Raw genomic sequence first — 26,139 nt, forward strand, 5'->3', positions numbered from 1 at the left:
GAACGCCGCGCCGACGTGGGGTGCCGCGGCGTCCGCCCACGCGGCGTCGGACTCGCCGCTGAGGCTCGCAACGGCGACCCGCGGGGCGAACATCACGACACCTCCGCGAGCGCCTCGGAAACGGCGCGGGCGACGCGCTCGGCGTCTTCCGGGCCGTCGATTCGGGTGTCAGTTCTGACGACCGGGCGGTCGAGGTCGGTGCCGTCGTTCGTGTCGAGGACGAACGCGTCGGCGAAGGGGTAGGCCTCGGCGACGCCCGCGGTCGAGGGGTCGTAGCCGACGCCCGCCATGAGGTCCGCGGCGGGGCCGGAGAACACGGTGTCCTCCACGAACGGCGAGACGGCGACGACCGGCGTGTCGGCGAGGGCGTCCGCGAAGCCGTCGACGGCGAGCATCGGGCCGATGCTCGTGACGGGGTTCGAGGGGCCGACGACGACCGGTTCTGCGAGTGCGTCGGCGACTTCGTCGGTGATGGCGGTGTCGTCAGCGCCGCGGAACTCCACGTCGCGGACGGCGGGGTCGGCGCGGCGGTGGACCCAGTACTCCTGGAAATGCATCGTCCCTTCGTCGGTGTGGATCAGGGTCGCCACGGGGTCGTCGCTCATCGGGAGGAGCGACACGTCGAGGTCGAAGGCGTCGGCGAGGGTCCGAGTGACTTCGGTGAGCGAGTTCCCCTCGTCGAGCAACGAGGTGCGGGTGATGTGGACCGCGCGGTCGCGGTCGCCGATTTCCATGAACTCCGCGACGCCGGAGAAGCGCCGCCAGCGGGCGATGTCGCGGCCGGCGGTCTGGGCCGACTCGGGGAGATAGCGCGGGCCGGATTCGAGGCCGGCCGCGTCGGCGAGGCGGTGGAGTTCGTCGTCGGTCGCGGTGGTGTCGTCGGCGATTCCCCACCAGCGGTCGGTGTCGAGGACGCCGCCGCCGGCGAAGAGGACGGTGTCCACGTCGGGACAGACGAGGTGGCCGCCGAGTTCCACGTCGTCGCCGGTGTTGGCGACGACGGTCATCTCGGCGGAGTCGAACACCCCGGCGGCCCCGTCGAGGAGTTTGGGGGTGCCCGTACCCCCGGCGAGGAAGGTAACCATGGTGCGCCGTAGGACGAGTGTCCGTTTGAAAGTTCCTTCACCGGAGACGCCGGCCGGTCGCCGGTGGATGTCGATGAGTCGCGCAGACTGACGAAGTCCTCCTCAGCGACCACCGCGATAGGCCACCGACACGTCGAACTCCGAGGGCATCACCTGTCCGGCGACCGCCTTCCTGACGAAATAGCCCGAGAAGCCGGTTATCAGCGCCGCCCCGAGGCCGGACATGACGAACATCACGCGCCCGGCGGTCACGCCGTTCAGGGCGCTCATGGCGGCCCAGTAGCCCGCGAAGACCACGAACAGGCACGCGAGACCGAGAAGGGCGTAGCCGACGGCGTTTCCGAGGGCCGAGCGGAGGGTCATGTCCCTGCATCCTCGTCCCCGAGTGAAACGGTTTGTGGGCGGTCGAATCACGCCGCCGTTAGACTGACGGACCACCGACAACACGCGTCACAGAACGGCTATCGCCGCCGCGAGACGAATATGCCCCATGGACTTGTCCCCTCGAACCGCGGTCGTGGTCGCACTCGTGCTCGTCGTCGTGGCCGTCTCCGGCGGCCTGCTCGCGCTCGATTTCGAGGCGGCGAGCTACGAGGACGACGGCCTCCGCGACCGCCGCGTCGGGCGGGTCGAACCTCGATTCGCTCCCGCCGATTACCGAGGGTGTCCTCGTGGTCGACGCGCCCGAGGCCGTCCGCGACGACCTGACGGCGGCCCTCGTCGCGTCGTTCGCGGAACGGGGCGTGACCCTCGAACCGGCCGACGCCCGCGAGGGGGACGCCGAGGGCCCGGTCGTGGTCGTCGTTGACGAGTGGGACTCGCGCTGGAATCCGGTCGCCCCCTCCGGGTCGGTGACGTGGCGCGCGGCGTTCGACGCGGGCGGTCACGAGAGACACGTCGATGCGGCGCTCTCGGGCGGCCCACTCGTCTTCGACTCGACCGACGGTCCCGACCTCGCCGGGTCGGTCGAAGCGTCGGTCGAGAGCGCCGGGACCGGCGTCGTCAGTCGGCCGGCCTACCGTGACCACCTCGTCGGCGTCGTCGCCGACGCGACCGCGGAACAGGTCGTCGGGCAGTTCCCCGACCGGTGAGGCGGGCGGCGCGGGCGGTCGTACGGGCCGTACGGACTGCACGGGCCGCACGGGCGGCCACCTCGACCCGCGACGACCCGAATGCTCGGCTATTTGACTCCTCTCGTGCAACACCCGTTATGACTGCCGTCAAGGACAGCGTCCACGACTACATCTCGCTCGACCCCGTGGCCGCCGAACTCGTCGATACGCCCGCCTTCCAGCGGCTTCGACACATCAAACAGCTCTCGACGGTCCGGCTCGTCTACCCCTCCGCGAGCCACACGCGGTTCGAACACAGCCTCGGCGTCTACCACCTCGCCTCCCGCGCCCTCTCGCATCTCGGCGTCGACGGCGACCGCGCCGCCCACGTTCGCGCCGCCGCGCTCCTCCACGATATCGGCCACGGACCCTACGGCCACCAGACCGAGGACCTCATCCGCCGGCGCACCGGCTGCGACCACGACGAGATTCACCACTTACTCGACGGGACCGAGGTCGGCGAAGTCCTGACCGACCACGGGCTCGACCCCGACCGCGTCGCCGACATGGTCGACGGTGCAGGCGGCCTCGGGCAGTTAGTTTCGGGCGAGTTGGACGTGGACCGGATGGACTACCTCGTCCGCGACGCCCACCACACCGGCGTCCCCTACGGTACTATCGACCACGGCCGCCTCGTCCGCGAACTCCGGTATCGGGACGGCGAACTCGTGTTGGCCGAGGGGAACGTCCAGACCGCCGAATCTCTGCTTCTCGCCCGGGCGCTGATGAACGCGACCGTCTACCGTCACCACGTCTCCCGCATCGCGGGCGCGATGCTCGAACGCGCCTCTGAGCGCCTCGTCGACGACGGCGTGCCAATCGAGGAGTTCGTCCGGATGGCCGACCACGACCTGCTCGTCGCCCTCGGCGAGCGCGTGCCCGACCTCGGCCGCCGAATCGAGCGCCGCGACCTCTACAAGCGGGCCGTCTGGGCCCCTATCGACGCCGTGCCGACCGACGTGGTCGAACTCGACCCCGAGGCGACGCGGGCGGCCGAGCGGGACATCGCCGGCGCCGCCGACGTGTCAGCCGAGTCAGTCATCGTGGACGCGCCGTCGCGGCCGCGAATCAAGGAGTCGCGGTCGCGCGTCGTCGTCAACGGCGTCGTCCGACGGCTCGAAGACGCCTCCGAACTCGTTGGCGCACTCCGGTCGGCCGAGCGGACGCAGTGGCGACTCGGCGTCTACGCGCCCGAGGCCGTCCGCGACGAGGTGGCCGCGGCCGCCGTGGACGTGCTCGGGCTTCCGGTGCGCGTGACGACCCCGGTCTGAGTCGCGGGGAGCGCCGGAGACACACCACCGTCCGACCCTTTTTCACCGATGGCGGCCGATTCACCCACAATGACGACCATCAAGGACAGCGTCCACGACCACATCGAGGTCGAGGGCGCGGCCGAAGCCCTCCTCGATACGCCGGAGATGCAGCGACTCCGGCGCATCAAGCAGTTGGGAACCGTCCAACTGGTCTACCCTTCGGCGAACCACACGCGGTTCGAACACAGCCTCGGCGTCTACCACCTCGCCTCTCGCGCCCTCTCGCATCTCGGCATCGAAGGCGACGCCGCCGCTCACGTCGAGGCCGCGGCGCTCCTCCACGACGTGGGCCACGGTCCCTATAGCCACAATATCGAGGACGTGACCCACCGTCACACCGGCAAGTACCACGACGACGTGGAGGGACTCGTCGCCCGCGGAACCGTCGGCGAGACGCTGGAGGCCGAAGGGTTAGACCCCGAGCGCGTGGCCGCCTTGGTCGAGGGGGACGGCGAGTTCGGCCAACTCGTCTCCGGGGAGTTGGACGTAGACCGGATGGACTACCTCGTCCGCGACGCCCACCACACCGGCGTCCCCTACGGCACCATCGACCACGAGCGCCTGATTCGGGAACTGACGTTCGTCGACGGCGAGCTGGTCCTCGCGGAGGGGAACGTCCAGACCGCCGAATCGCTCCTGCTCGCCCGCGCGCTCATGAACCCGACAGTCTACCAGCACCACGTCGCACGCATCTCGAAGGCGATGCTCCGGCGCGCGTCGGAGCGACTGCTCGACGAGCCCGATATCGATGCCGAGGAACTCCGTCGAATGGACGACCCCGACCTGCTCGTCGCGCTCAAACTCACCGACTCGACGAGCGCCTTCGCCGAGCGGCTGGCCACCCGCGACCTCTACAAGCGTGCCGTCTGGGCGGAGTTGCCGAACGTCCCCGACTCGATTATCGACGCCGAACACGACGCGCTCGCGGCGTTCGAGCGGGACATCGCCGACGCCGCCGACGTGTCGCCCGAGTCGGTCATCCTCGACGTTCCCTCGCGCCCGTCGATGACCGAGTCGTCGTCGCGGGTGATGGTCAACGGCGAGATTCGGCAGTTGGAGCGCGAGTCACCACTCGTGCAGGCGCTCCGGACCGCACAGGAACAGCAGTGGCGACTCGGCGTCTACGCCCCGCGCGAGGAGACAGAGCGGGTCGGCCGTGCGGCCGCCGACGTGCTCGGCCTCGACGTGGACGGCGCGCTCGTCGCCGAGGTCAGAAGCGGCCTCAACGCGACGCTCGACGAGTTCGAGTAGCCGCTGTCCCGAGACGGGAGGTTCAAGCACCGCCGAGACGCATTCGAGAGCGATGCAACTCGAGGGTACGATACTCCGCGGCCGCGACTTCGACCCGGTCGAGGGGCGGGTCGTCGTCGAGGACGGCACGATAACCGCAATCGAGGAGACGGCGACCGATTCGACGGATATCATCCTCCCGGCGTTCGTCAACGCCCACACCCACCTCGGCGACTCCATCGCCAAGGAGGCCGGCGAGGGGCTGTCGCTCGACGACCTCGTCGCGCCGCCGGACGGGCTGAAACACCGGCTCCTCCGCGCGGCCAGCACCGAGGAGAAAGCCGCCGCGATGCACCGGTCGCTCCGGATGATGGAGGCCGGCGGCACGGCCGCGTGTCTGGAGTTCCGCGAGGGCGGCGTCGAGGGCGTCGACGTCATCCGGCAGGCGCTCGACGGGCGCGACATCGAGGCGGTCGTCTTCGGACGCGAGACGGCGGACGCGATGGAAATCGCCGATGGCTTCGGCGCGTCGGGCGCGCGGGACGGAGAGTTCGGCGCGCTCCGGAACGCGACCGAGGCCGCCGGAAAACTGTTCGGCATCCACGCGGGCGAGCGCGACGCCCACGACATCAACGCCGCGTTGGACCTCGAACCGGACTTCCTCGTCCACATGGTCCACCCCGAGGCGCTCCACCTCGAACGCGTCGAGGACAGCGAGATACCCATCGTCATCTGCCCGCGGTCGAACCTCGTCACCGACGCGGGCGTCGCGCCCATTCGCGAACTGGTCGACCGCACCACCGTCGCGCTCGGCACGGACAACGTGATGCTCAACAGCCCCTCGATGTTCCGCGAGATGGAGTTCACCTCCAAGCTTGCGGACGTTTCCGCCGCCGAGGTCCTCCGCATGGCGACCGTCAACGGGGCCGACATCGCCGGGCTGAACTACGGCCTCGTCAAGGAGGGCCGCGACGCCAAACTACTCGTCCTCGACGGCGACACGGACAACCTCGCGGGCGTCGAGAACGTGGTCCGCGCCGTCGTCCGCCGCGCCGGGCAGGCGGACGTGAAAGACGTGTATCTCTGAGAGCGGGCGACGCCCTCTCCTCCAGAATTCGCTCCCAACGGGCCGCAGAACGCTTACGGACGCTGACCTATTCTCGCAGTACTCCTCCCGTAGCAAAGGGTTATTACCGACCCCGAGAAAATGTTATCAAGTGTCATGGTGTTGTACGACCGAATCATCGTTCCCATCGACGGCTCCGCCGGTTCCGAGCGCGTCGCAGTCCATGCGGCGGCCTTAGCGGCCGTCCACGATGCGGAACTCCACGGGGTGTACGTGGTGAACGCGGGGAGCTTCGCGGGGCTCCCGATGGAATCGTCGTGGGAGGGGCTCGACGACATGCTGCGGGCCGACGCCGAGTCGGCGCTCGACCAAGTCGAGCGCGCGGCCGAGTCGCAGGGCGTCCCCGTCGAGACGCACGTCCTCGAAGGGACGCCGAGCCGGGAAATCGTCGAGTTCGCCGAGCGGGGCGGGTGCGACCTCATCGTGATGGGGACTCACGGCCGCGGCGGTATCGACCGCCTCCTCCTCGGGTCGGTCGCGGAAAAGGTCGTTCGGGCGTCGAAAGTCCCCGTCCTGACCGTCCGCATCGAGGGCGGCGGCGACGACGCGGACGAGTTCGCCGTCGGAGTACCGGACGATGCCGCGCCCGAGCCGCCCGCTGAGGCCGACGCGGCCGCCGACTCGACGGCGACGGCGGACGGCGGGGAATAGCGGACTAGTGAACTAGCCGAACGCTGGTGCGGGTTCGATCGCGGTCTCAGCGCCCGCCGTCGGCCGGGCGCAGGTGTTCGCAGTCGCCGGCGTGGACTCGTTTTTCGCCCTCGTCGGTTCGGACGACGAGCGTGCCGGGGTGTTCGACGTCGATTGCGTCCCCCTCGATGACGCCGCTTGCGGTGTGGACGCGGACCCGTCTGCTGAGCGTGTCCGCCCGCTCGCGCCACGCGGGGAGGACCGCGTCGAGGTCGCCGCGCAGTTCGTCGAATCGTTCGAGTACCCGCTGGACGAACACGCGGCGCTCGACGGGGTCAGCCTCGGCGGCGACGCTCGTCGCGCCCTCGGGGAGGGCCGCGGGGTCGAGGTTGACGTTGATTCCGGGGCCGATGACGAGCCACGAGACCCGGTCGGCCTCGCCTTCCATCTCGGTGAGGATGCCGCAGAGCTTCCGGTAGCCGCGGTCCGCGGGCGTGTCGGAGTCACTCGAACTGCCACCGGCGTGAGCCGGTGAACCTCCGCTCGCTTCGCTCGCGGAGACACCGTCGGACGCTGACGCGCCCGACGAGTTATCGTTCGCTTCGCTCACGATAACGTCGTTCGGCCACTTGATGCTCGCGTCCACCCCGGCCTCGCGCGCCGCGTCGCAGACGGCGACGGCCATCGCCAGCGTGTACAGCGGGACGTACGCCGGCGGTTCGTCCGGGCGGACGAGCAGGCTCATCCAGACGCCGCCGTCGGGCGCGGACCATTCCCGATTTTTCCTGCCTCGACTGGCGGTCTGCTGGCGGGCGACGATGACCACGTCGCTCGCGCCCTCGGCGGCGAGGGCGCGGGCGCGGTCGTTCGAGGAGTCGAGCGTCTCGTGGAACTCCACGTCGTAGTCGGCGTCGAGACCGTACTCGATTGCCGGGCCGCCGTACTCCGGTACGTCGGTGACGACGTAGCCGTCGCCGGCGCTCTCGACGCCGAACCCCTCGTCGCGGAGTGACTCGACGTGCTTCCAGACCGCGGCGCGGGAGACGCCCAGTCGGTCGGCGAGGTCGGGCCCGGAGACGGGGCCCTCGGCGAGTGCGTCCAGGAGGGCGCGTCGCGTGTCGCTCATGGAGGTCGGTACCAGCGCACGGGAAAAGAGGTTCGCGGTTCGAGCGTCGCTTCGGGCCGCAGGACTATTCGAGGACGAGCAGCACGTCGCCCATGTCGACGCTGTCGCCCTCGGAGACGAGGACCTGCGAGACGGTGCCGCCGCGCTCGGCGACCACGTCGTTTTCCATCTTCATGGCTTCGAGGATGCAGACGGTGTCGCCGGGTTCGACCTCGTCGCCCTCCTCGACTTCGACAGAGAGGATGGTCCCCTGCATCTCGGCGGTGACGGACTCGCCGTCGCCCTCGATAATCTGTTGGGAGTCGTCGTTTCCGCCGTCGTCGCGGCGCTTGCGCGGGCCGGCGGAGTTAGATTTGCCCGCGGACGCGTTCCCGACCGGGATGGCGGGCGCGCCGCGCTCTTCGAGGCTGACCTCGAAGCGCTTGCCGTTGACCTCGACGGTGAAGGTGCGTTCCGTGACCTCGTCGTCGTCGTCATCGTCGGCGACGGCCTCGGGCGACCAGCGCTCGACGGCGGCCTGGATGCGGTCGCGGTCGAGCACCTCGTCGAGGTACTTCGTCGTGTGGCTCCCTTCGCGGAACGCCTCGTCGGTGAGCATGAGGCGGTGGAACGGGATGACCGTGCGGAGCCCCTCGATGTCGAACTCGGCGAGCGCGCGCTCGGCACGGGCGAGGACCTCCTCGCGGTCCGAGGCGGTGACGATGAGTTTGGCTATCATCGAGTCGTAGTCGCCGCCGATTTCGTCGCCCTGGCGGACGGCGTCGTCCATGCGGACGCCGATGCCACCCGGCGGGTCGTAGGTCGCGAGCGTGCCCGTCGCGGGCGCGAACTCCTTTTCGGGAGCCTCCGCGTTGATGCGGAACTCCATCGAGTGGCCCTCGATTTCCACATCGTCCTGCGAGAAGTCGAGTTCCTCGCCGGCGGCGACGCGCAGTTGCCACTTCACCACGTCGAGGCCCGTCACTTCCTCGGTGACGGTGTGTTCGACCTGGATGCGCGTGTTGACCTCCATGAAGTAGAACTCGCCGTCCTCGACGAGGAACTCCACGGTGCCGGCGTTGGTGTAGTCGGCGGCGCGGACGCCGCGGCGGGCGGCCTCACCGATGCGCTCGCGGAGGTCGTCGGACAGCGCCGGCGACGGGGCCTCCTCGATGACCTTCTGGTGACGGCGCTGGAGCGAGCAGTCGCGCTCGCCGAGATGGCGGACGTTGCCGTGCTCGTCGGCGAGAATCTGCACCTCGATGTGGCGCGGCGCTTCGAGGTACTTCTCGACGTAGACCGAGGCGTTGTCGAAGTACGCCTCGCCCTCGCGCTTTGCCGTCTCGAACTGCTCGTCGACCTCGTCCTCGGAGTGGACGACCTTCAAGCCGCGGCCGCCGCCGCCGCCCTCGGCCTTGATGGCGACCGGGTAGCCGAACTCGTCGGCGACGGCCTTCACGTCGTCGGCGGAGTCGGCGGGTTCGGTCGTGCCGGGGACGACCGGTACGTCGGCGTCCTGCATGAGCGCGCGGGCCTTCGTCTTCTCGCCGAGGCGCTCCATGGCGTCGGCCGACGGGCCGACCCACTTGAACTCGGACTCCTCGACCTTCCGGGCGAACGCGGCGTTCTCCGCGAGGAAGCCGTAGCCGGGGTGGATAGCGTCGGCGTCGGCCTTCCGCGCGGCCTCGATGACCGACTCGTGGTCGAGGTAGGAATCGGCCGCACGGGCGGGACCGATGTTGTACGCCTCGTCGGCGTACCGCACGTGCCCGCCGTGTTTGTCCGCCTCGCTGTAGACGGCGACGGTTCGGACTCCGAGCTCCTCGCAGGCGCGCATGACGCGCACCGCGATCTCGCCTCGGTTGGCGACGAGAACCTTGCTGAACATTTGCGGTAGTCTTTCAGGGAACCGCACGTTATTCTATCGATTTTACCAACGCACGTCGGTGGCCGATTCGACAGACAACGATTTACGTGTTCGACCGTGATAGAACGGCCGAGCTTACACTTCTCTGGCACTATACGCCGCGAATACTGGTTCAAATCCAAACGGCCTTATGCGTGTGCCACACTACGACACGGGTAATGGCAGTACGAGTCGGCATCCTCGGTGCAACCGGCGCAGTCGGACAGCGATTCATCCAGCTCCTCGAAGACCACCCGACGTTCGAACTCGCGGCGCTGACCGCGAGCGAGTCGAGCGCGGGCAAGCGATACGACGAGGCCGCGAAGTGGCGCGTCAACACCCCCATCCCGGACGACGTGGCCGCGATGGAAGTCGGCAGCACCGACCCCGCGGACGTGCCCGACGACATCGACCTCCTGTTTTCGTCGCTTCCGTCGTCGGTCGCCGCCGAGGTCGAACCCGAGTTCCTCGAGGCGGGCTACGTCGTCTCCTCGAACTCCTCGAATGACCGCATGGCACCCGACGTGCCGCTCACGATTCCGGAGATTAATCCGGAGCACCTCGACCTCATCGAGGTCCAGCGCGACGAGCGCGGCTGGGACGGCGCGCTCGTGAAGAACCCGAACTGCTCGACCATCACGATGGTCCCGACGCTCGCCGCGCTCGACCAGTTCGGCCTCGAACGCGTCGACGTCACGACCCTGCAGGCCGTCTCCGGCGCGGGCTACGACGGCGTTACCTCGATGGAAATCATCGATAACGCCATCCCGCACATCGGCGGCGAAGAAGAGAAGATGGAGACGGAGTCCCGCAAGCTTCTGGGCTCGTTCGACGGCGCGGAAGTCGCGCTCCACGGCGCGGAGGTCAACGCCTCGTGTAACCGCATCCCGACGCTCGACGGCCACCTCGAGAGCGTCTTCGCCGACCTCGCCGACGACGCCTCCCCCGAGGACGTCGCGGCCGCGATGCGCGAGTACCCCGGCGTCGACCTCCCGAGCGCACCCGAACAGCTCATCCACGTCTTCGAGGACAACTTCCGCCCGCAGCCCCGTCTCGACCGCGAGCGCGGCGACGGCATGCAGATCTCCGCCGGCGGCATCCAGGCCACCGAGCACGGCGTGAAGTACAACTGCCTCGCGCACAACACGATTCGCGGCGCGGCCGGCGCGTCGGTCCTCAACGGCGAACTCCTCGCCCAAGAGGGCTGGATTTAGGCTATATCCACCCGTCGGCGTCGCCTCCGACCTCGCTTTCGGCGCCACGGGCGTTCTCTTCGTCTCGCCACTCGTCGGCGAGCCGACCGTATCGAAGCACGTCGACGTGTTCCCCGTCGACGAACCCCTGTTCTCGGTGGACGCCCTCGCGTTCGAAGCCGGCTTTCTCCAGCACGCGGGTCGACGCCGGGTTCGTCTCGTAGGCGTTCGCGTACAGTTTGTTGAGCCGACGCTCGCCGAAGGCGTAGCCGCAGAGCGTCCGCAGCGCGTCCGTCGCGTAGCCGTTGCCCCAGTGGTCGGGCGCGACGAGATAGCCGACCTCGGCCGCCCCGGTGACGACGTTCGGCGGCTTGAGGCCGATAGTCCCGACCGGGTCGCCGCCGACCGAGACGACGAAACTGATGTCGTCGCCGTCGCCGCGCGACTCGGCCCACTCGCGCTCTGCCGCGCGCGTCACGGGGTCGGCGGCGGCGATTCCCCGTCGAACCCGCGGGTCATTGACCGTCTCGTGGAGGAACTCGACGTGCTCCGACTCGACGGTTCTGAGTTCGACGCGGTCGCCTTCGAGAAACGCGGCTCCGGACATACCCCGTCCGTCGTCGCGGCCGCACTTCAACGTGGGCGTGCGGAGCACGCGGTATCTGTCGACGAGTCCCACGGTACCGGTTCGATTCGGTCAGAGTTAGACACCGTTTTCACGCCGCGTCGACAGAGCGTGTCACATGTCTCGACGCGGTCTCGAAACGGGGCTCTCCGCCGGCCTGCTCGTCGCCGCACTCGGCGGCGTCGCGTGGGCGACCGGCGAGCCGTTCGTCTTTCCGAGCCTCGGACCCACGGCGTTCGTCCTCGCGTTCCGCCGTCGGGGCGGGCACTCCCGCCCGTCTCGCATCGTCGGCGGCCACGCCGTCGGTGCCGTCGTCGGCTTCGCGGCCTACGCGCTCGTCGCCCCCGGCGTGACGCTGGGCCCGTCGCTCTCGGCCGCGTCGACGGACACGCTGCGACTCGTCACGAGCGGGGCGGTCTCGGTCGCCGCGACGGGCTGGGGAATGGTCGAACTCGACGCGGTCCACCCGCCGGCCTGTGCGACGACGCTCATCGTCTCGCTCGGACTGCTTTCGACGCCCCAGTCGATCGCGACTATCGTCGCGAGTGTAGTCGTTCTCGTGGGGGCCCACCGGGCGACGGAGGCGCTGCTCGCTGAGATGTACGGAGATCGTCTCCCCGACACGGGAACGCGGAGTTGAGGTCCGGTCCGCCCCGGTAGTCGCTCGGACAGTCGATTCTCCGTCCCGTCGGCTCGAATCGATAGCCGAGAGAGAATGAATGGTGGGTAGAGGGCGGGTGATTTCGCTTGTCGCCCTGATGTGCCTCTGACAGCAGCAAATACTAACTCGTCACCGAGTTATTTATGATTTCTGTGAAACACGTTCGCACCGGCCGAGCTAGCGCCGCTCGCGTGCAAACGTGGCATATCCGGCATCGGTGAGCCTCCGGCCCGACTGATATTCTCCGACAAGAGACACCGACGACGACAGGTATATGTGCCATGGTCTCAATTGACACGCTGTATCGCTATGAAGCCGTGCCACAGCTGTCAGGCGGTTATCGACGAGTACATCCTGGACAAAAAGCTCGAAGTGCTGCGCGACCTCACGGTTGACGACTTCAACCTGTGTGCGGACTGCACCACAGTCGTCGCCGATGCGTGCGTGGAATGCGGCGGTGGCGTCTATGTCCCGCGGGGCGAAACGACGGTCCCCGACTACTGTCCGGCGTGCCGCGCGGACCTCATCCGGCGGACGGGGAGCGACCCCGGCTGGACCTGCGATGCCGTCTCGACCTGAGTAGCGGTTCTCGGCCGATTTTTTGGTGGTTGTTGCTGGGTGTGACGGAAAGTCACACCGTGTCACGCTCGGAGTCACCACGAGATTTTTGTCAGCCGCCGTTTGGCTACTGCACCGCGAGGCGAGCGAAGCGAGCCCTCGTGGGACGTTTTTGGTCCAGATTTTTGCGAGGAGACTGTCGCTCTCCGAGCGACAGTCAACGAAGTAAAAAGGTGGTATGGGACCGCTGAGGTGAAGAATCCAAGTTCTACGCGTAGAAATCTCATTCATCCTCGTCCTCCTCTTCAGAATCCTCTCCGAGGAACGCCCGACGTGACTGCATCCGCTTGAGCAAATCAGGATGGTCGTAGTGCTGCCGGATGACTTCAGGAGTCGCGTTCGCGCGTTCCGACAGCACCTCAGGCGGCCACCCCTCATCACGGTGGTGTGTGATCGCCCCCGTCCGAACCCGATGTGGTGAGCGGGCAGAAGGGCACCGCTGCTCAAGTCCGTGTTTTCGAGCCTCGCAAGTCTGAACGTCACGACCATGCGGACACGGTTCGTCGAAACGGCAAGGTTGGGTGATGATATTGAAAACGCGTCGAATCGCACCCCGACTCATCCGATTTTCTCCCTTCTCAGTTGAGAAGAGAGGGGCTCGATCATAGTCATCAGTCACGGGAACCCGATTCACCCGGATGAACGCGTCCAAAACCTCAGCAACTTCATCCGAAATAGCAACAGGACGCTGACCCTCGAACTTGTTCTTCAGAGGCGTCTGCTCCCGATGCCGGAAATAGACGAACGGCGTATCCACAGTCTCAACGATCTCCTCGAACTCCTCTTCACCAACCTCGGGGTAGTGTCGAAGACGGTCCAGATCGTCGTCATCGAGGTAGCAGTCTCCGACATCAAGCGCTCGCAGGGCACCAACACGGACAGTCGTGTGCCAAGCAAGGGCGAACATCGCGTGCTCCCGGGATGCAAATCGATACTTGGCGAGGTTGTCGAGAATCCCTTCAGCTCGACCCGACGCGAGTTTCTCTTTATTCACCCGCTCGTCCTTCAGCAAACTCGGGATCTCGATGGCTTTGACCAGACCCTCCTCAACGGCGTTCAGGTCCTCGCAGAAAGACAGAAACAGCTTCAGCGTCCCGAATCGATTCTTCAGCGTCGACTGAGACAAGTCGCGTTCCCGCAACTCAGTGTCGAATTTGAAGATATCGCGTGTCGTGAGCGTATTGAGATTATCGACGCCGTTCTCATCGCACCATTCAATGAACTGATTGACTCGGTAGTAGTAGCTCTGAACCGTCTGGTCGGCTTTCTCCGACCGCTGTCGAGTGAGCCACATTTCCATCGCATCATCAGGCGAGAGTGGTTCGAGATCACTCACAGCGACCACCTCGCGCGATGAACGATGTGACCGAGACAGCAGTCATTCGAGACCGACCTCCGGTCTCTCGAAGGTGACCGAGCGGCCATCGAAGCTCACCGATTTAATCGACCAGCCGAAGTTCTGCGCGAGTTCGAGCGTCGCTTCGATAGCGAAGTGTGCATCCGAATCGAACCAGACGACTTCGGAGCCGTCGCGGTCACACTCGATCTGCTGGACGCCTTCGAGGCCGCTGACCGACTGGAGCCACTCATTGATGTGGATCTCCTCGTACTGGAGCGCTTCCCGGATAAGCTCTCGACTCCGCTCGTGGTTCGCACCGTCCAGAGCGGCCTGGAGCGACGTGATCGCAGGCGTCATCTCTCGGCCTCCGAATCGACCAGTTCATCCGAAGCGCGCTGCGTCGCGTCAGCAGGAGACCGGCCGAGTTCCGCGTACTCACCGATTTGATCGAGGAACGCATCGACGATTTCCTCAACCGTGTCTCGCTTCTTGACGTTCGACCCCTGAGCGTTGAGCGTGTCGTCGATAAGACGCTTCCACGCGAGCTGGTCGTTCTCACGGATCTCCGAAACAGCATCATCGAACTCAGCGCACGCGACCGCGAGACGGAACGCGGCAGTCTGACGAACACGTTGACCGAGTTCGGCGTCCGAGAGGTTCGCGAGCGGCTTCTCGCCCCCATCAGTCTCGATGCCGTCGCCGCGGTTGACCCCGACGAGGTTGTACTTCTTGATCACGACGCCCTCACGTCCGCGAGATGCACGTGCTGCGGCCGTTATCAGGCCGACACCAATCGCTTCAGCTTGGTCCGGCGTCATCGTCGTCGAGGCGCGCACCGTGTCGAACTCTTCACAGACTTCGAAGATGACCCGGTCGGTCGTCGACTCGACGTAGAGCCGGTTCACCCGATCGGAGATATCCGCGGTCATCCCGCCATTCGAAGTGGTCGACTCCATGTCGAGCGAGACGCGCACTTCGTCAGCGCCAGCGGCCGCCTGTGCTTCGGGGATAGGCGACTCCCAGCAGTCGGTTGGCGTCTCACTCACCGTTCCTCACCACCATCAGCAACAGCCTCAGTGAGATCGAGACCAGCAACGTGAGCCATGTGCTCGGCCTCTCCAGCGAGCATCTGGCGTGCTAGCGGAGTCGACTGAACCGCGTTCGTCCGCCGGTCCAGCGGTTCCCGCTCAAACACGTTCATCTCAACGAGGTCATCGATATTCGGGTAGACCTGAGCGTTGGTGACTTCGTGACCGTACCGCTCACTCAGCGCCCGCTTCATCTGGACGCCGTACGGAGACTCGCCCTGCTCGTTCTCGAACTCGATGACCGCCTTGACGAGTTGCTGCTGGAAGCCGGTCAGATCGAGCCACCGAACGCCACCATCTGCGACGAGTCTTACATCCTCCTCAAGGCGAGTCACTCGCCATCGCGTCGCCTTCGTCTCAGGACGGTAGCGTTCGACTTCGAGGCCATCGAACTCCACAGAGTCCCACTGCGGGTACAGACCGACAGCACGCGAAAACCAGTAGCCGACCTCTTTCCCATCGATGTCAGTTCTATTCGAGATGTTCTTCGCGTAGTAGATGCGGTCCTGTCCGGGTTCGAGGTCCTCACGAAGGAACGCGAGGAGCGTGTCGAGATTGTTGTAACTCATGATGTTAGTCCTCCCGCGCAATATCGCTCGCGCGGACGTTCGGTAGGGTACAACCGCACGGTTCGACCGTACGACTGGCGGGCCCACTTGCGGCGAAGCCCTCGATGGGCGTGGCACACGCTGGGCAGTTCGAAGACGTTGCACTAGTCGTGTCGCGGGACTTATTTCGCACCCGCGAGAGTGCTGATTTGGTCGTCATCTTGGGTGACGACCTTCTACCGGGCTCCTGCTCCAACAGGGGTCCGGGCTTTTGCCCGAACGAGTAGCATCCGGAGAGAGTCGTCACTTCCCACATGACCCCTCTCACATATAAAGATTGACCAAATATTTGTTCAGAAAGAACTAATAATAGTCTGGACCATGACAAGTCCAATGCTGTTATGTGAGCACTTGGAGACTGTTCAGTTGAATGCGACGCCGTGCCAGATGGATGACCGGAAATGACGACAAAATCCTTGAGCTTCTGGCTCAGGGACGTCTGGCACTCAGTAAGAAAGCGATCATGGTCAATTTCGAATTGAGCGGAATCGACATCTCGTATTCGACCGTGAAGCGACGTCTCCCAATGCTTGAGGATGCGGATTTGGTCGAACTTGTCCGCGAGCAGGGTGGGTACTATCGTATAACTGACCAAGGAATAGCGTATCTGAACGAGGAGTTCGAACCACCTGAAATCTGATTGGGTCGTCACTCCCAATCGACCTCCAGCTGCACGAAAACCTCGCGCATCCAGTCCGGTTCGTCAGGGTCGTCACTCCGACCTTTTCGGTCGAATGCATCGATGAACGTCGCACGCTGATTCGAATCGATACCGTAGACCCAGCGCTGACCTTCGTGATGAACGTCGAGGCGGGCCGCGTAATCCGCGTCCGAGGTGATTTCGATTCGAACTTCGACGCCACTCAGCAGCCGAAGGTTTCGGCTGGTTCCGTTCGGTCCACTACCAATCGTCGTCGACATACCCGAGCCGATGGGAATTGGATATAAACGGTTTGCAGGGTGGTGAGCGAATCATCGAAATTCGACGTTCTACTCTCTGGTTTTTGGACACTCTCGGTTCTCTTCTCTCGAATGAGTGAAAATGAGCGAATGAGCGAACCACGCTCACGTCTTGCGATTAGCTTGATGAACGAATCACTCGTTCCCACCTCTATTGGCACCCAGCCAATGGGTAGAGTTATGCCATTGGTCTACGTACCAATGGTTGAGGATGGCCTCGCTGACCGACGACGACCTTGATGGTGTGAGCAGAGGGGAGAAATACCCCGACGGAACTGTGGTTCGTGTGTTCTGCATGCGAACCTCAGATGATGCATACCCATCTGGGTGGGCCTACAAGCTCCACTACGGTGCGATACAACCAGACTCTGAACACACTCTCAAGGATGGAACGATTCGTCGGTACGATAACTCACACGAAGACACAAAAGGCCACGAACTCCACGTCGCGCCGAACCCTGACCCAGATATCATTGAGTTCCCCGGCATCGTCGAACTCTGGAAGCGGTTCTGGAGCGAGATACCGAAATCGGAGTTTGAACTCAAGTGAGGCCATCCGAGGGAGGTCCCAATGTCAGATACTGTGCCACCGCTGCACCCGATGGAACGCGAACTACTCGAAGCCGAATCGACACTCGTCGTTACAGTAAAATCGGACCGAGAGTTCGAAGAGGACGTTACCGAGAGTCTCACCGCTCTCGCAGATGGCGACTCTGTAGACTCCACACCGACGATTTCATTCACAAGCTATGATGACCTGATGGCTACGCTAACCCCGCGAACGCTTGACCTCATCAAAGCTATCCGTCGGGAAGAACCATCCAGCATCAACGAGACGGCCCGCGTAGTCAACCGTGACGTGAAGAACGTCCACGAAGAACTCAACCGTCTCGCTCGATTGGGTGTCATCTTCTTCGAGCAAGAGGGTCAGAGTAAGCGACCAGTCGTCTGGTTTGATGAGTTAGTCATTAACCTTCCATTCGACATGGAGAACAACGACACAGCCGCAGCAGCGTCGTGAGACTACGGCTCAACGAGTCGATATCGAGTCCCCCGCGTCGCCCCCTCTTGTTCGATGAGTCGGTACCGTTCGAGCGCACCTAGATAGCGGCGACGGGTCGCCTTCGATTTCGGCGCGGGGATGTGCTCTTCGTACGCTGCGTGGAGGTCCGTAGACGAGACCTCACCGTAGCGCTTGACGATATCGTAGAGGAGTCGCTTGTGCGTCGAGAGGCGTTCGACGTTCCGCTCGTGGACTTCTCCCGCGGCACCATCAGCGACGTCATCGACGAGCCCCGGGCTGAGCGCGTTGAGTTCTTGGAGGTCTGCGAGCTGGGCCGCCCGCCGAAGTTTGGTGATCGCGAGCCGCGCGTCGCCAGCTGCGCGATCTGCGATATGCTTGATTGTCGCCTCGTCGACAGCGCCGGGAACGAGACCGTGGTCGGCGCGGGCGCGGATGATATCCGCGAGTTCGTCGTCACGGTACTTCTCGAGGACGACCGACGCCGCGGCGCGAACGCGTGACTCGACGCGCATGTCGAGCGTAGAGAGAAACGCGTCTTCGGAGACACAGACCATCATCGTGGTGACGTTGTCGATGTCGTAGAGCATCGCGATGAGCGACGGGTCTTCGAGGACGTCGACCTCGTCGAGGACGATGACGAACTGCTCGTTCCGATCTTCAATGCGAGCAAGATATTCATGAACCGGTGTCGACGCACGGTCGAAATCAAGCCCGAGGCCGGCGTCGCGCATGAGCGTGTGGAGAACGGCGGCGTTCGTCGAATTAGAGAGACAGTTGACGTAGGCAGTTCGGACATCGAGTGTCGCACGTTCGAGTTCGTTCGCAACGAACCGAGCAAGCGTCGTCTTCCCTGCACCGGAGGGCCCGGTGATGAGGATGTCCGACCCGGCCTCACCACCTTCGATTGGCTTCAGTAACGACGAGAGATGCCCGATTTCGGCGTTTCGATGTTCCAGGTCAGCCGGGACGAAACTGTCCCGGAGTGCCCGTGCATCGCGTATCATGCCGGTATCATTCGTGAGACAGTGTTTTGAATAGTCGCCAAGCAGAGTGAAAGTAAAGACACAGCTGAAAGTCGTCAGACGGCAGAACGATTATCAAGTCTTCACTCAGTGATATTGATATGAGAAAGGGGCTGAATCATCGGTTCCACGACCTTCCGCTCGTCGACGAAATAGCGGGTCTCGTCGTGTCAGTACTCATCCTCTACTGGCTCGCATTCAGCGCTATTGTTGCAATAGGAATCGTCGCGGCCATCTCTGTCGGCTTTGTTTCAAAAGCGTTTCCGATGGTTGGTCCACAGTGGTCCGCGATTGTCAATTCCATCCTCTTTTCAGACATCACCAGCAGGGTCGGTGTCTTCGTACTACTGACATCAGTATGTGGCTCTTTGGCTGCTGGCGCTTTTCTCGCACTCGACTACCTCACGAATGTCATCGACACTGTCCTCAGAAAAGTCGGGATTCTTGGCGGAAGCTAACCGAACGGGTGCCTATCGGCGTAACTCGGGAAGGCGTAGACGACCCAGTTGACGAAGAGTATCACGAACAGGCCGAGATCGTGGAGTGCGAGCCCGGCGAGACCGAAGACACTCGGGACGCCGAAGACAACGACCAGGAGCATCGCGATACCGAGACCGACAAGCGTCGGTGCGAGATGCGCGACGCGAATCGCCCAGACAGGCGCGTCGTCGTCCCAGTCCATTGTCACTCGTGAGTCAGTACCATCGAGAGAGATGTCGATGTCTGCCCACGGGTAGGCCGCGGCAGCGTGAGTGAGTTCGTGGAGGGGAACCGATGGCGTCAGCAGGTTCGAGAGGCGGCTCATCGCGGCACCTCGCGAGCGAAGAGCGTGATGAGGACCATGCCGTTGAATCCCAGCGCGAAGTAGATCCCGACGCGTGTGAGGACGCCAGGTGCGTTGAGGGCGATAGGCGCGGTCATGAGCCCGTTGCAGAGAAGGTTGACCATGATGAAGACGTGCGCGGCGAGTTGTTTCTCGTCGAGGTCCTCACCAAGAGAGAATCCATCGCGGAGGTTCGCGATGCTCATTGTACCACCGTCTGGAAGAGTGCAGCGAACAACGAGACGACGAGCGTCATGAAGATGACCGTCCAAGCGATGGAAGCGATGATACCGGGAAGCAACGTCGCAGCGAAGCCCGAGATGAGGACGAGGAGTGTCGCGGGCAGGACGTAGTCGCCGGTCTTGGCGTAGATTGGGATGATGACGCCCGCAACGATGAACATCGCGAGGACGCTCTCAGTACCGGGGCCGAAGGCGTTGCCAAGGCCATCAGCGACACACGAGTGGACGTCCTGCTGGAACCAGCAGTCAAGTTCGCTCATGAGATACGCATCCCCCGGATAATTTGCCAGACGCCGATGTAGTTCACGAACTGAATCGGGACGCCGATAGGACCGGCGAACCACGCAGGGAACCCGACGTTCTGGAGAGCGAGCGGAAGCATGAGGCTCCATTTCAGCGCTCCGACGATTGCGCCAGTCGCCTGTGTGGTGAACCCGAGGTAGGACTCAACTGAGCCGCCGCGGTCAGCACGGTACGACGATGCGTCTTCGGATAGCTGGTCGGCATCATCCTGGAGGCCAGTCGCTTTGTCGATTCCGACGGCGTCGTTGAAACCGGACCCGGCCATGAGGCCGCCAGCGACGGCGAAGCAGATGACGAACAGCATTGGGACTGTGACTTTCATTAGTAGGAGTTGAAGGAGGCGGCGAGCCCGAGTAGCGCGACCGCGCCGGAGAGTCCGATAACACTCATCGGGATGTCGACCCAGCCGAGCCACGTGATGCCCGTGGCGACGGAGACGACAGCAACCGCACCGACTCTCGACAGCGTCGAGGGGAACGCGGCCGCGAGTGCGACGAGAAGGACGAGTCCGGCGAGTGTCGCCCATCGAGTATCGATAGGGACGGGCGTCCGGATCGAGGCGGTCGACGAGATGGGCTCGTCGATGGTGATCGTCTGGCTGTTCCGTTCGAGGGTGATGTTCACTACCCAGTCTTGCTCGAGTTCAGACTGGCTGAGTGGTTCTGTGCGTTGGAACGACGAAAGATTGGTTCCGTCTGACTCGAACAGCGTTTCGTTCGGGTCTCCGCGCTCGTGGACAACCACATCGAAAGACGTTGTCTCGTCTTCCGGGTCGGAATACATCACACGAAGTGCCGAGATGTTTTCGTCGACGAAAGCATCCCACTGGTAGGTGTCGCCCTTCGGTGCTTGCCACTGGATCGTCCCGACATCGAGTGGAGCAGTGCCGTTGGCCGCGGCGATGTAAGCTCCGAGCTCGCGACGGTCGCCGTCATCGTTCTCGATGACGAGTCGATATCGTTGATCCTTCTCCAGCGTCGTTTTGAACACCGAGTCTGCGCCGAAGTAGTCACCAGTCACGACGCGCCATTCGATGGTTCCGTTCCGCTCGATTGGTCGCTCGATGTAGAGCACCGTCGAGCTTGCCTCGAAGTCACCCGTCTGGTCGTTCAGCGTCATCTCCTGATAGACCGCATCGGTGGACTCTGGAAGGAGATAGATGTCACCCTGCTCGAACACCGACTCGATGGCGACCGTCCTGGTGACGTAACCGTCGACAGTCACCTCGATGATGTACCCGCGCTCGACCGGGACGCCGGTCAGGTCGATTGTTCCGTCGGTGGTGTTCTTCGAGAAGATGAGTTCGCCGGAGTAGAGTTTCGCAGTCACTTGCGCGGACCCTGTTATCGGTTCGCCGGTCGACACATTTCGAATGGTGAGCGTCGACGGCGAGCGAATCGTCCGAGTTGGAGATGTAACGATGTTGCCGTAGTTGTCGGTCACGCGAACGGACCACGATGCGGACCCACCCTCCATCGTGTATGTGGTCGACGCAGTCCCGTTACTGGTGAGGACCTCAGTCCCGACGACACTCCCGTCGACGAGGAACTCGGCAGTGAGTTCGTCGCCTTCGAACGCGAAGTCGGAATCGGTGAGATTGGCAGAGAGCGTGATATCACGGGTCGATAGGGAGGTGTCGTCTGGCGGTTCGAGGTTGGTGATGGTTGGCTCGAAGTGCTGAACTTCGAAAGAGAAATTCGACGAGACGGTTTCGCCGTAGCTGTCGTCGACGGTGACGCTCCAAGTGTGGTTACCGTCCGGGAGCGACGGCGCAGTGATCGAGGCGGTGCCGTTGGTGGTCCGAGTCGTTGTGTCGACGACCGATCCGTTGACGCGCCACGTTATCGAGAGTTGATCTCCCTGAGTGGTCCCGAAGTCGTCGTCGGAGACGTCAACCGATAGAGTCGGTGCCGATGTGTGGACAACCTCGCCACCGCTTGGAGCGGACGGCCCTGCTGAGATATCTGGTGTCGAGACGGGGAAGTAGACGGCATCGCGGTCAAGCTCAACGTTTGGTGATGGTCCTGAGGTGCTGAAATCGACTCGGACACGCAACTCATCAGATGTTGTAGAAGAGAGGTCGGCGCTTTTGGTACCTGAAGTGGTGTAGGTGCCCGTCGTGATATTAGTCCACGTACCTCCTGTATTTTCTTGCCATGACACTGTGGCATCGACATCTGTGAGGGCGTCGAACGTGACGCGCCCTTCATTGGCGTTGGTGACGTTGTGAATTGACGAGATGTAAGTGCCGTTGCTTACTGTTTGATTATATGCGTAGGCGACACGGTCGACGAGGAGGCCGTTTTCGGGTTGACCTGCGTTAGATGCGAGAGTGTACGCATCTGGGTTGGCACCTGAGTTGTGGAACGAATAGGTGTCCTGATACGTCCCGTCGAGGTAGATGTCGACCGTATTGGCTGCTGTATCGATGTTTTTGATGCTGATAGAGTGATAGTTTGATGTGACGTCGATACCGGCTATCAGCTCCCCAGCTGTGCGCTCGCCTGCATCAGACCAGTAGATCCCTTCTCCTAATTTGAAGTAGAACCCCCAGACGACAGTGCCACCGTCTGTGAAGAGAATCTCGTTGTTCGTAGAGAGGCTACTCTGTGCGTTTTTGAATTCAAACGAGTAGGAATCAGCCGATGAAACCGGGATTGTGTTACTGGCTTCTCGGCGGTTACCATCGGTATCCATCTGAACGGCGTAGCTACCATCTGCGACCGGAGAACTAACCGCAGACAAAAACGATGTGTCGCCTGTGTATTCGGTGACGTCACCGTCCTCCTCGTCACTGAACTGGGTCAAAACTTCCCCATCACTCAGTTCAACATGGGCGGCCTCTCCGTTTCCGTTGACAGTCACATTGGTTAGAGTCCCGTTTTGAAGTTCATCGTCAGTGTCGTTCTCCGATCCGACGACGAGGTCACCATCGGCGGCACTGACTGGCGCAACAGAGACGACCAGGAAGCTCGCGAACAGCGCGAATAAGACGATACTGAGCCGCCTCACAGTCGGCCCCTCCGGTACTGTGCGACCTGTTGTTTCTCTCGCGTCACGCCAGCGATGGCCGCGTACACAAGGTAGTCGACGATGAATATTGGGACGATGAGGAAGTAGCTCAGCGTCTCTAAGTTCTGAATCGGTCCCCAGACCCATGTCGACTGGAGGAACGTCATACTCTCCGCGACGTGGAAGACCTCCGCTCCGGCGGTGTTGAGGAACAACACGAGGCCGGCGATCTGGACGATACCGACTGCCACGAAGACCAGCACCCGCGGACTCACGGGGTAACACCTCCGAGAAGCGCGCCACGAGTGAGGCCGGTCACGAAGAGACCGACGATAACGAGTGCAACAAGCCACGTCACGGCCTGCGTGACGTAGAGACAGTTCTGCGCGCCCTCGACGACGGGCTGGGAGACCCGCGATGGCCCACAGGCTGGGGCGAGCATGGGCTCGATGACTGTCTGGAGGATGTCTTGGACGAACACCGAGAGGAAGAGCGTCAGCGCTGCCTTGATGTAGAACCCGAAGGTCGCCATCAGAGACCTCCGAAGCGCTCTTTCCAGAGCTTGTCGATGTCGGCGATGCCAGTCCGCCAACTGTTCTCCCACGCGCTCATGTCGACCGCGAACGCGTTGCTGGGATTCTGATTCCCGAAGGACTGTTGGCGCTCCCGTTCGCGTTCGAATTCGGCCTCAAAGCGTTTGCGAGCACGTTCGAACTCGCGTTCGACTTCGGTTCCGGTGGTCATCTGGACCGGCTCGTATTCGGTCCCAGTGCGCTCGAACTCACTCTCGAACTCGGTCGCACGTTCCGCTTCGGTCTCGAAGCCAGTCTCGAACCGCTGGACGGGGCGAACGTCTGTGGGCTGCCACGTATCCTGTCGAGTATCGCCCCGAGTGTCGAGACCGAGACGTTGTGCGAGGTCTGCCTGTGCGCGCTCGAACTGCCGCTGCTGTTGGCGCGCGAGTTCTTCTCCGGTCGCGATTTCAGCCCCAGTGGCTTCTCTCCGGCTGGTTCGAGCCGTATCAGCTTCGAAACTGGATGCTTCGGCTTGTTGCCGCATCTGTCTCGCCTCACGAGTCGGCCACTCCTGTCCGCTGAGGCGACTTCCGTCTCGAAGTTGACGACGACCTCGACTGGAGCGGCCACCGACGCTGTAGGCTTCGCGGAAGCTCCTCTCAGTTTCGAGACGGCGAGCTTCGAGTTCGTCTGGGTCGACAGTCAACTGGTCGGCGCGCGTGGCCTGCGTCGGCGTCGAGGTCGGCTGTCCGGCGTCCTCCAAGAGGACCTGCTCGGCATCGCGCTCTTCCTGGGCAAACCGACGCAGTTCATACTGCGTCTGGTCGAGGTCCTGTTCGCGGGCGTCGGCGCGGTCGAGTTCGGGCGACATCCGACCGGGAGAGTTATCGACTTCGACGGTCTGCCGCCCGCTCGGACCAGAGAGTTCGAGCTGGCCGCGTTCACCGGCGAGGAACTGTTTCGCACGCTTGCCTTCTGCTTCGAACCGGCGGACAGCGTCGTATCTGGTGCGTCGGATACCACGGACGAGTTTCGAGGTGGCTGGCTTCGCTTTGGACGCGGCAGCCATCGCAATCTCCTCGTTGTCGATGCGACCACCGGGGATCGCGTCAAGGATGCGCTGACCCCTTGCCGTCTGCCCGAGAGCGCGCGTCGCAACGTAACTCGCAGCCTCTTCACCGGGTTGAACCGCGAGGCGAGCGGCCGCGCCGGTCTTCCCACCGACCTTCGCCGCCGCTGCAAATCCCCCGGCAGACACAGCGAGTGACCCGACGACTGCGCCCGAGGTCCGTCCGGGATTCTTCCAAAAAGCGTCGTTTGCTTCTTGGGCTGCCTTCCAGCCTGCCCCCATCACGGCCGCGGAGGAGTCTGTACTGAGGTCCACAACCCCGTCAGTCCCCTCGTCGCCGGTCACGATGTACTGCCCCGTTTCACCGATTTCCATGAGACCAACAGCCGTCTGCGGAACGTTGGCGAGTTGGACAGCGCCTTCGACAGCACCACTGGCGAACTCTTCGCCGAAGGTCTCGCCGTCTGGTCCGGCAACGACGTCATCAACGGGTTCGGAGACGTACTCTCGAACCGCGTCATAGGTCGCCCCAATCGCTGCGGGTGGGCCGTATTTGTCGTTGATCTCAACGACCTTCCCCGTGGCCTTGTCGACCTCGGCGGCGGCGCTTCGGAGGCCGCCCTCGACTTCGTCTTTGTCGGGGTCGCCGAAACCGAACGACCAGTCGATATCACCGAACTGCTCTTCGCGCTCGGGTTGCTTCTCGATGCGAGCGCGGAAGCCACCATCGTCAGTCTGACCGACGATTTTGACTCGGTCGGGGTCGACGTCGGCCTTGTCGGCGATGTCGCGGCGTGCTTTCTCTCGCTGGGCTGTGGAGATATCGCCGCTGGCGTCCTTGGTGAGTTCGGCGTCGATATCTGCGGCTTGATCGGTCACGTCACCAGACGACGAGTCCAGCCCAAGCTTCTCGGGGAGTCGCTGTTCGCGTGCTCGTGCGTCTCGCTGTTGTTCGACCTGATAGTCGCGGACGTTTTCCTGACCGGCGGATGTGAGCGATGCGACGAGCTTGTTGCCGTCGCGTCGGACCCGAACGTTCCGAGGGTTATCGAGGCCGGCCGTTTGGTCGACGACGCGCTGTTTGAGTTCCTGCTTCTTGCCCCGGAGTCTCGCACGACGCCTCGCTTCGGCGCGGGTGATTGGCTCGCCACGGCCGCCAAAGTCGTCTGCGACCATCGGCGCGTCTTGGTTCTGCCGTCGTTGGTTCTGTTGTTTCGTCTCGCGGACCTCTCGCTTGTATCGAGTGGCTGCTTCGCGGTCACTAACCGGGTCACGGCCTCTGGACGAGCGACTGCTGGAGCGCCCAGACGATGACGAGCTCGAGGAAGACGAACCTGACGAACCAGATGACGATGAGCCGGATGATGACGAACCCGGTTGGTATCGGTCACCTCGACGTTGAGATTTCCGCTGTTCGACGACCTGTCGGTCACGATTTCGCGAGCGGTCGACCGACGAACCCCTATCACCGCCGCTCGATGACGACGTGTGTGAGGGAGAGGAAGAGCGGTCGTTGTCGTCCCGAGAACG

Annotated in this window: 31 protein-coding genes and 1 pseudogene; 12 read left to right on the plus strand and 20 right to left on the minus strand. The window is 63.5% G+C overall.

All coding sequences use genetic code 11. The features are described from left to right. The 3 genes and pseudogenes from NKF06_RS08415 to NKF06_RS08425 form a co-directional block, all read right to left on the minus strand. Window positions 1-93 (minus strand): annotated as a pseudogene (locus NKF06_RS08415) (dihydropyrimidine dehydrogenase); the annotation flags it as partial. Continuing rightward, window positions 93-1,085, minus strand: coding sequence for a 2-phospho-L-lactate transferase (cofD, locus tag NKF06_RS08420; protein ID WP_253245123.1), 993 nt, complete (start codon window positions 1,083-1,085; stop codon window positions 93-95). The pseudogene NKF06_RS08415 and the gene cofD, both read right to left, overlap by 1 nt. A gap of 102 nt (window positions 1,086-1,187) precedes the next feature. Continuing rightward, window positions 1,188-1,448 carry a hypothetical protein gene (locus tag NKF06_RS08425; protein ID WP_253245124.1) on the minus strand — a complete coding sequence of 87 codons (261 nt, stop codon included), beginning with the start codon at window positions 1,446-1,448 and terminating at the stop codon, window positions 1,188-1,190. A 308-nt stretch (window positions 1,449-1,756) separates the two neighbouring features. Between NKF06_RS08425 and NKF06_RS08430 the strand changes: the two genes are divergently transcribed. The 5 genes from NKF06_RS08430 (at window position 1,757) to NKF06_RS08450 (ending at window position 6,517) form a co-directional block, all read left to right on the plus strand. Continuing rightward, entirely contained in the window at window positions 1,757-2,176 is a 420-nt protein-coding gene (locus tag NKF06_RS08430; protein WP_253245125.1) for a hypothetical protein, read from the plus strand. Window positions 2,177-2,295: 119 nt separating this feature from the next. After that, on the plus strand, window positions 2,296-3,468 hold the full coding sequence (locus NKF06_RS08435; protein WP_253245126.1) for an HD domain-containing protein: 1,173 nt from the start codon (window positions 2,296-2,298) through the stop codon (window positions 3,466-3,468). A 69-nt stretch (window positions 3,469-3,537) separates the two neighbouring features. Then, window positions 3,538-4,761, plus strand: a complete 1,224-nt coding sequence (locus NKF06_RS08440) for an HD domain-containing protein (RefSeq protein ID WP_253245127.1) — start codon at window positions 3,538-3,540, stop codon at window positions 4,759-4,761. Window positions 4,762-4,813: 52 nt separating this feature from the next. Next, window positions 4,814-5,827 (plus strand): amidohydrolase family protein, encoded by a 1,014-nt coding sequence (locus NKF06_RS08445; RefSeq protein ID WP_253245128.1) that lies wholly within the window; start codon window positions 4,814-4,816, stop codon window positions 5,825-5,827. 135 nt (window positions 5,828-5,962) lie between these two features. Then, window positions 5,963-6,517: a universal stress protein gene (locus NKF06_RS08450; RefSeq protein WP_058827584.1), complete on the plus strand. Its 555-nt coding sequence runs from the start codon at window positions 5,963-5,965 to the stop codon at window positions 6,515-6,517. Between the two features lie 46 nt (window positions 6,518-6,563). On the opposite strand, the gene NKF06_RS08455 is transcribed toward NKF06_RS08450, so the two are convergent. Then, window positions 6,564-7,622: a biotin--[acetyl-CoA-carboxylase] ligase gene (locus NKF06_RS08455; RefSeq protein WP_253245129.1), complete on the minus strand. Its 1,059-nt coding sequence runs from the start codon at window positions 7,620-7,622 to the stop codon at window positions 6,564-6,566. Between the two features lie 64 nt (window positions 7,623-7,686). Beyond that, the gene (gene pccA / locus NKF06_RS08460) at window positions 7,687-9,489 is read right to left on the minus strand and encodes a propionyl-CoA carboxylase biotin carboxylase/biotin-carboxyl carrier subunit (RefSeq protein WP_253245130.1); all 1,803 of its coding nucleotides are present in this window, start codon (window positions 9,487-9,489) and stop codon (window positions 7,687-7,689) included. 197 nt (window positions 9,490-9,686) lie between these two features. Here pccA and asd point away from each other — a divergent pair, with 197 nt between their 5' ends. Beyond that, window positions 9,687-10,721 (plus strand): aspartate-semialdehyde dehydrogenase, encoded by a 1,035-nt coding sequence (asd, locus tag NKF06_RS08465; RefSeq protein WP_042662103.1) that lies wholly within the window; start codon window positions 9,687-9,689, stop codon window positions 10,719-10,721. A 1-nt stretch (window position 10,722) separates the two neighbouring features. Here asd and NKF06_RS08470 read toward each other — a convergent pair whose 3' ends face one another. Further along, window positions 10,723-11,307: a GNAT family protein gene (locus tag NKF06_RS08470; protein ID WP_253245131.1), complete on the minus strand. Its 585-nt coding sequence runs from the start codon at window positions 11,305-11,307 to the stop codon at window positions 10,723-10,725. Window positions 11,308-11,443: 136 nt separating this feature from the next. On the opposite strand from NKF06_RS08470, the gene NKF06_RS08475 reads away from it, so the two are divergent. Continuing rightward, the gene (locus NKF06_RS08475) at window positions 11,444-11,965 is read left to right on the plus strand and encodes an HPP family protein (RefSeq protein ID WP_253245132.1); all 522 of its coding nucleotides are present in this window, start codon (window positions 11,444-11,446) and stop codon (window positions 11,963-11,965) included. 330 nt (window positions 11,966-12,295) lie between these two features. Beyond that, window positions 12,296-12,565 (plus strand): hypothetical protein, encoded by a 270-nt coding sequence (locus NKF06_RS08480; protein ID WP_004042445.1) that lies wholly within the window; start codon window positions 12,296-12,298, stop codon window positions 12,563-12,565. Between the two features lie 262 nt (window positions 12,566-12,827). Here the strand turns inward: NKF06_RS08480 and NKF06_RS08485 are convergent, their stop codons facing one another. Genes NKF06_RS08485 through NKF06_RS08500 form a run of 4 tightly spaced genes read right to left on the minus strand, consistent with a single transcriptional unit; the run spans window position 12,828 to window position 15,600 of the window. Next, window positions 12,828-13,940, minus strand: a complete 1,113-nt coding sequence (locus tag NKF06_RS08485; protein ID WP_253245133.1) for a site-specific integrase — start codon at window positions 13,938-13,940, stop codon at window positions 12,828-12,830. A gap of 42 nt (window positions 13,941-13,982) precedes the next feature. Beyond that, a complete protein-coding gene (locus tag NKF06_RS08490; protein WP_253245134.1) occupies window positions 13,983-14,300 on the minus strand; it encodes a hypothetical protein in 318 nt (105 codons plus the stop codon). After that, window positions 14,297-14,989: a hypothetical protein gene (locus tag NKF06_RS08495; RefSeq protein WP_198526064.1), complete on the minus strand. Its 693-nt coding sequence runs from the start codon at window positions 14,987-14,989 to the stop codon at window positions 14,297-14,299. The genes NKF06_RS08490 and NKF06_RS08495 overlap by 4 nt, the downstream gene beginning before the upstream one ends. Next, window positions 14,986-15,600, minus strand: a complete 615-nt coding sequence (locus tag NKF06_RS08500) for a DNA-binding protein (protein ID WP_253245135.1) — start codon at window positions 15,598-15,600, stop codon at window positions 14,986-14,988. Before NKF06_RS08500 ends, NKF06_RS08495 begins: the two co-directional genes overlap by 4 nt. A 430-nt stretch (window positions 15,601-16,030) precedes the next feature. Here NKF06_RS08500 and NKF06_RS08505 point away from each other — a divergent pair, with 430 nt between their 5' ends. Then, entirely contained in the window at window positions 16,031-16,279 is a 249-nt protein-coding gene (locus tag NKF06_RS08505) for a winged helix-turn-helix domain-containing protein (RefSeq protein WP_253245136.1), read from the plus strand. An 8-nt stretch (window positions 16,280-16,287) separates the two neighbouring features. Here NKF06_RS08505 and NKF06_RS08510 read toward each other — a convergent pair whose 3' ends face one another. Continuing rightward, window positions 16,288-16,560 carry a hypothetical protein gene (locus NKF06_RS08510; protein ID WP_253245137.1) on the minus strand — a complete coding sequence of 91 codons (273 nt, stop codon included), beginning with the start codon at window positions 16,558-16,560 and terminating at the stop codon, window positions 16,288-16,290. A gap of 250 nt (window positions 16,561-16,810) precedes the next feature. Between NKF06_RS08510 and NKF06_RS08515 the strand changes: the two genes are divergently transcribed. Both NKF06_RS08515 and NKF06_RS08520 read left to right on the plus strand, forming a co-directional pair. Continuing rightward, window positions 16,811-17,149, plus strand: coding sequence for a DUF6516 family protein (locus NKF06_RS08515; protein ID WP_253245138.1), 339 nt, complete (start codon window positions 16,811-16,813; stop codon window positions 17,147-17,149). A 51-nt stretch (window positions 17,150-17,200) separates the two neighbouring features. After that, on the plus strand, window positions 17,201-17,620 hold the full coding sequence (locus NKF06_RS08520; RefSeq protein WP_004062488.1) for a hypothetical protein: 420 nt from the start codon (window positions 17,201-17,203) through the stop codon (window positions 17,618-17,620). A gap of 2 nt (window positions 17,621-17,622) precedes the next feature. Here the strand turns inward: NKF06_RS08520 and NKF06_RS08525 are convergent, their stop codons facing one another. Beyond that, entirely contained in the window at window positions 17,623-18,627 is a 1,005-nt protein-coding gene (locus NKF06_RS08525; RefSeq protein WP_253245139.1) for a Cdc6/Cdc18 family protein, read from the minus strand. Between the two features lie 119 nt (window positions 18,628-18,746). On the opposite strand from NKF06_RS08525, the gene NKF06_RS08530 reads away from it, so the two are divergent. Beyond that, window positions 18,747-19,103 carry a hypothetical protein gene (locus NKF06_RS08530; protein WP_049967708.1) on the plus strand — a complete coding sequence of 119 codons (357 nt, stop codon included), beginning with the start codon at window positions 18,747-18,749 and terminating at the stop codon, window positions 19,101-19,103. Here the strand turns inward: NKF06_RS08530 and NKF06_RS08535 are convergent. The 8 genes from NKF06_RS08535 to NKF06_RS08570 are packed head-to-tail and all read right to left on the minus strand — an operon-like array spanning window position 19,100 to window position 25,785. Then, a complete protein-coding gene (locus tag NKF06_RS08535) occupies window positions 19,100-19,450 on the minus strand; it encodes a hypothetical protein (protein WP_253245140.1) in 351 nt (116 codons plus the stop codon). The genes NKF06_RS08530 and NKF06_RS08535 overlap by 4 nt on opposite strands. Next, window positions 19,447-19,674 (minus strand): hypothetical protein, encoded by a 228-nt coding sequence (locus tag NKF06_RS08540; RefSeq protein ID WP_253245141.1) that lies wholly within the window; start codon window positions 19,672-19,674, stop codon window positions 19,447-19,449. Before NKF06_RS08540 ends, NKF06_RS08535 begins: the two co-directional genes overlap by 4 nt. Next, window positions 19,671-19,970, minus strand: coding sequence for a hypothetical protein (locus NKF06_RS08545; protein ID WP_253245142.1), 300 nt, complete (start codon window positions 19,968-19,970; stop codon window positions 19,671-19,673). The genes NKF06_RS08540 and NKF06_RS08545 overlap by 4 nt, the downstream gene beginning before the upstream one ends. Further along, a complete protein-coding gene (locus NKF06_RS08550; RefSeq protein WP_042663254.1) occupies window positions 19,967-20,317 on the minus strand; it encodes a hypothetical protein in 351 nt (116 codons plus the stop codon). Before NKF06_RS08550 ends, NKF06_RS08545 begins: the two co-directional genes overlap by 4 nt. Window positions 20,318-20,334: 17 nt before the next feature. Beyond that, window positions 20,335-23,025, minus strand: a complete 2,691-nt coding sequence (locus tag NKF06_RS08555; RefSeq protein ID WP_253245143.1) for an Ig-like domain-containing protein — start codon at window positions 23,023-23,025, stop codon at window positions 20,335-20,337. After that, window positions 23,022-23,300: a hypothetical protein gene (locus NKF06_RS08560; protein WP_253245144.1), complete on the minus strand. Its 279-nt coding sequence runs from the start codon at window positions 23,298-23,300 to the stop codon at window positions 23,022-23,024. The genes NKF06_RS08555 and NKF06_RS08560 overlap by 4 nt, the downstream gene beginning before the upstream one ends. Further along, entirely contained in the window at window positions 23,297-23,557 is a 261-nt protein-coding gene (locus NKF06_RS08565) for a hypothetical protein (RefSeq protein WP_253245145.1), read from the minus strand. Before NKF06_RS08565 ends, NKF06_RS08560 begins: the two co-directional genes overlap by 4 nt. Continuing rightward, window positions 23,557-25,785 (minus strand): hypothetical protein, encoded by a 2,229-nt coding sequence (locus tag NKF06_RS08570; RefSeq protein WP_253245146.1) that lies wholly within the window; start codon window positions 25,783-25,785, stop codon window positions 23,557-23,559. The genes NKF06_RS08565 and NKF06_RS08570 overlap by 1 nt, the downstream gene beginning before the upstream one ends. Window positions 25,786-26,139: the final 354 nt, after the last annotated feature.

Source organism: Haloferax sp. AB510, assembly GCF_024136985.1.
In the GTDB taxonomy this organism is placed as follows: Archaea; Halobacteriota; Halobacteria; order Halobacteriales; family Haloferacaceae; genus Haloferax.

Excerpts from the sequence above, each read along its gene's own strand:
- pccA (WP_253245130.1), bottom strand. The coding sequence starts at position 9,489 with ATGTTCAGCAAGGTTCTCGTCGCCAACCGAGGCGAGATCGCGGTGCGC.
- NKF06_RS08530 (WP_049967708.1), top strand. The coding sequence starts at position 18,747 with ATGAGAAAGGGGCTGAATCATCGGTTCCACGACCTTCCGCTCGTCGAC.
- NKF06_RS08540 (WP_253245141.1), bottom strand. The coding sequence starts at position 19,674 with ATGAGCATCGCGAACCTCCGCGATGGATTCTCTCTTGGTGAGGACCTC.
- NKF06_RS08440 (WP_253245127.1), top strand. The coding sequence starts at position 3,538 with ATGACGACCATCAAGGACAGCGTCCACGACCACATCGAGGTCGAGGGC.
- asd (WP_042662103.1), top strand. The coding sequence starts at position 9,687 with ATGGCAGTACGAGTCGGCATCCTCGGTGCAACCGGCGCAGTCGGACAG.
- NKF06_RS08490 (WP_253245134.1), bottom strand. The coding sequence starts at position 14,300 with ATGACGCCTGCGATCACGTCGCTCCAGGCCGCTCTGGACGGTGCGAAC.
- NKF06_RS08450 (WP_058827584.1), top strand. The coding sequence starts at position 5,963 with ATGGTGTTGTACGACCGAATCATCGTTCCCATCGACGGCTCCGCCGGT.
- cofD (WP_253245123.1), bottom strand. The coding sequence starts at position 1,085 with ATGGTTACCTTCCTCGCCGGGGGTACGGGCACCCCCAAACTCCTCGAC.
- NKF06_RS08505 (WP_253245136.1), top strand. The coding sequence starts at position 16,031 with ATGACCGGAAATGACGACAAAATCCTTGAGCTTCTGGCTCAGGGACGT.
- NKF06_RS08565 (WP_253245145.1), bottom strand. The coding sequence starts at position 23,557 with ATGGCGACCTTCGGGTTCTACATCAAGGCAGCGCTGACGCTCTTCCTC.
- NKF06_RS08550 (WP_042663254.1), bottom strand. The coding sequence starts at position 20,317 with ATGCTGTTCGTCATCTGCTTCGCCGTCGCTGGCGGCCTCATGGCCGGG.
- NKF06_RS08510 (WP_253245137.1), bottom strand. The coding sequence starts at position 16,560 with ATGTCGACGACGATTGGTAGTGGACCGAACGGAACCAGCCGAAACCTT.
- NKF06_RS08435 (WP_253245126.1), top strand. The coding sequence starts at position 2,296 with ATGACTGCCGTCAAGGACAGCGTCCACGACTACATCTCGCTCGACCCC.
- NKF06_RS08445 (WP_253245128.1), top strand. The coding sequence starts at position 4,814 with ATGCAACTCGAGGGTACGATACTCCGCGGCCGCGACTTCGACCCGGTC.
- NKF06_RS08480 (WP_004042445.1), top strand. The coding sequence starts at position 12,296 with ATGAAGCCGTGCCACAGCTGTCAGGCGGTTATCGACGAGTACATCCTG.
- NKF06_RS08475 (WP_253245132.1), top strand. The coding sequence starts at position 11,444 with ATGTCTCGACGCGGTCTCGAAACGGGGCTCTCCGCCGGCCTGCTCGTC.
- NKF06_RS08535 (WP_253245140.1), bottom strand. The coding sequence starts at position 19,450 with ATGAGCCGCCTCTCGAACCTGCTGACGCCATCGGTTCCCCTCCACGAA.
- NKF06_RS08545 (WP_253245142.1), bottom strand. The coding sequence starts at position 19,970 with ATGAGCGAACTTGACTGCTGGTTCCAGCAGGACGTCCACTCGTGTGTC.
- NKF06_RS08570 (WP_253245146.1), bottom strand. The coding sequence starts at position 25,785 with ATGGTCGCAGACGACTTTGGCGGCCGTGGCGAGCCAATCACCCGCGCC.
- NKF06_RS08500 (WP_253245135.1), bottom strand. The coding sequence starts at position 15,600 with ATGAGTTACAACAATCTCGACACGCTCCTCGCGTTCCTTCGTGAGGAC.
- NKF06_RS08470 (WP_253245131.1), bottom strand. The coding sequence starts at position 11,307 with ATGTCCGGAGCCGCGTTTCTCGAAGGCGACCGCGTCGAACTCAGAACC.
- NKF06_RS08520 (WP_004062488.1), top strand. The coding sequence starts at position 17,201 with ATGGAACGCGAACTACTCGAAGCCGAATCGACACTCGTCGTTACAGTA.
- NKF06_RS08515 (WP_253245138.1), top strand. The coding sequence starts at position 16,811 with ATGGCCTCGCTGACCGACGACGACCTTGATGGTGTGAGCAGAGGGGAG.
- NKF06_RS08425 (WP_253245124.1), bottom strand. The coding sequence starts at position 1,448 with ATGACCCTCCGCTCGGCCCTCGGAAACGCCGTCGGCTACGCCCTTCTC.
- NKF06_RS08525 (WP_253245139.1), bottom strand. The coding sequence starts at position 18,627 with ATGATACGCGATGCACGGGCACTCCGGGACAGTTTCGTCCCGGCTGAC.
- NKF06_RS08455 (WP_253245129.1), bottom strand. The coding sequence starts at position 7,622 with ATGAGCGACACGCGACGCGCCCTCCTGGACGCACTCGCCGAGGGCCCC.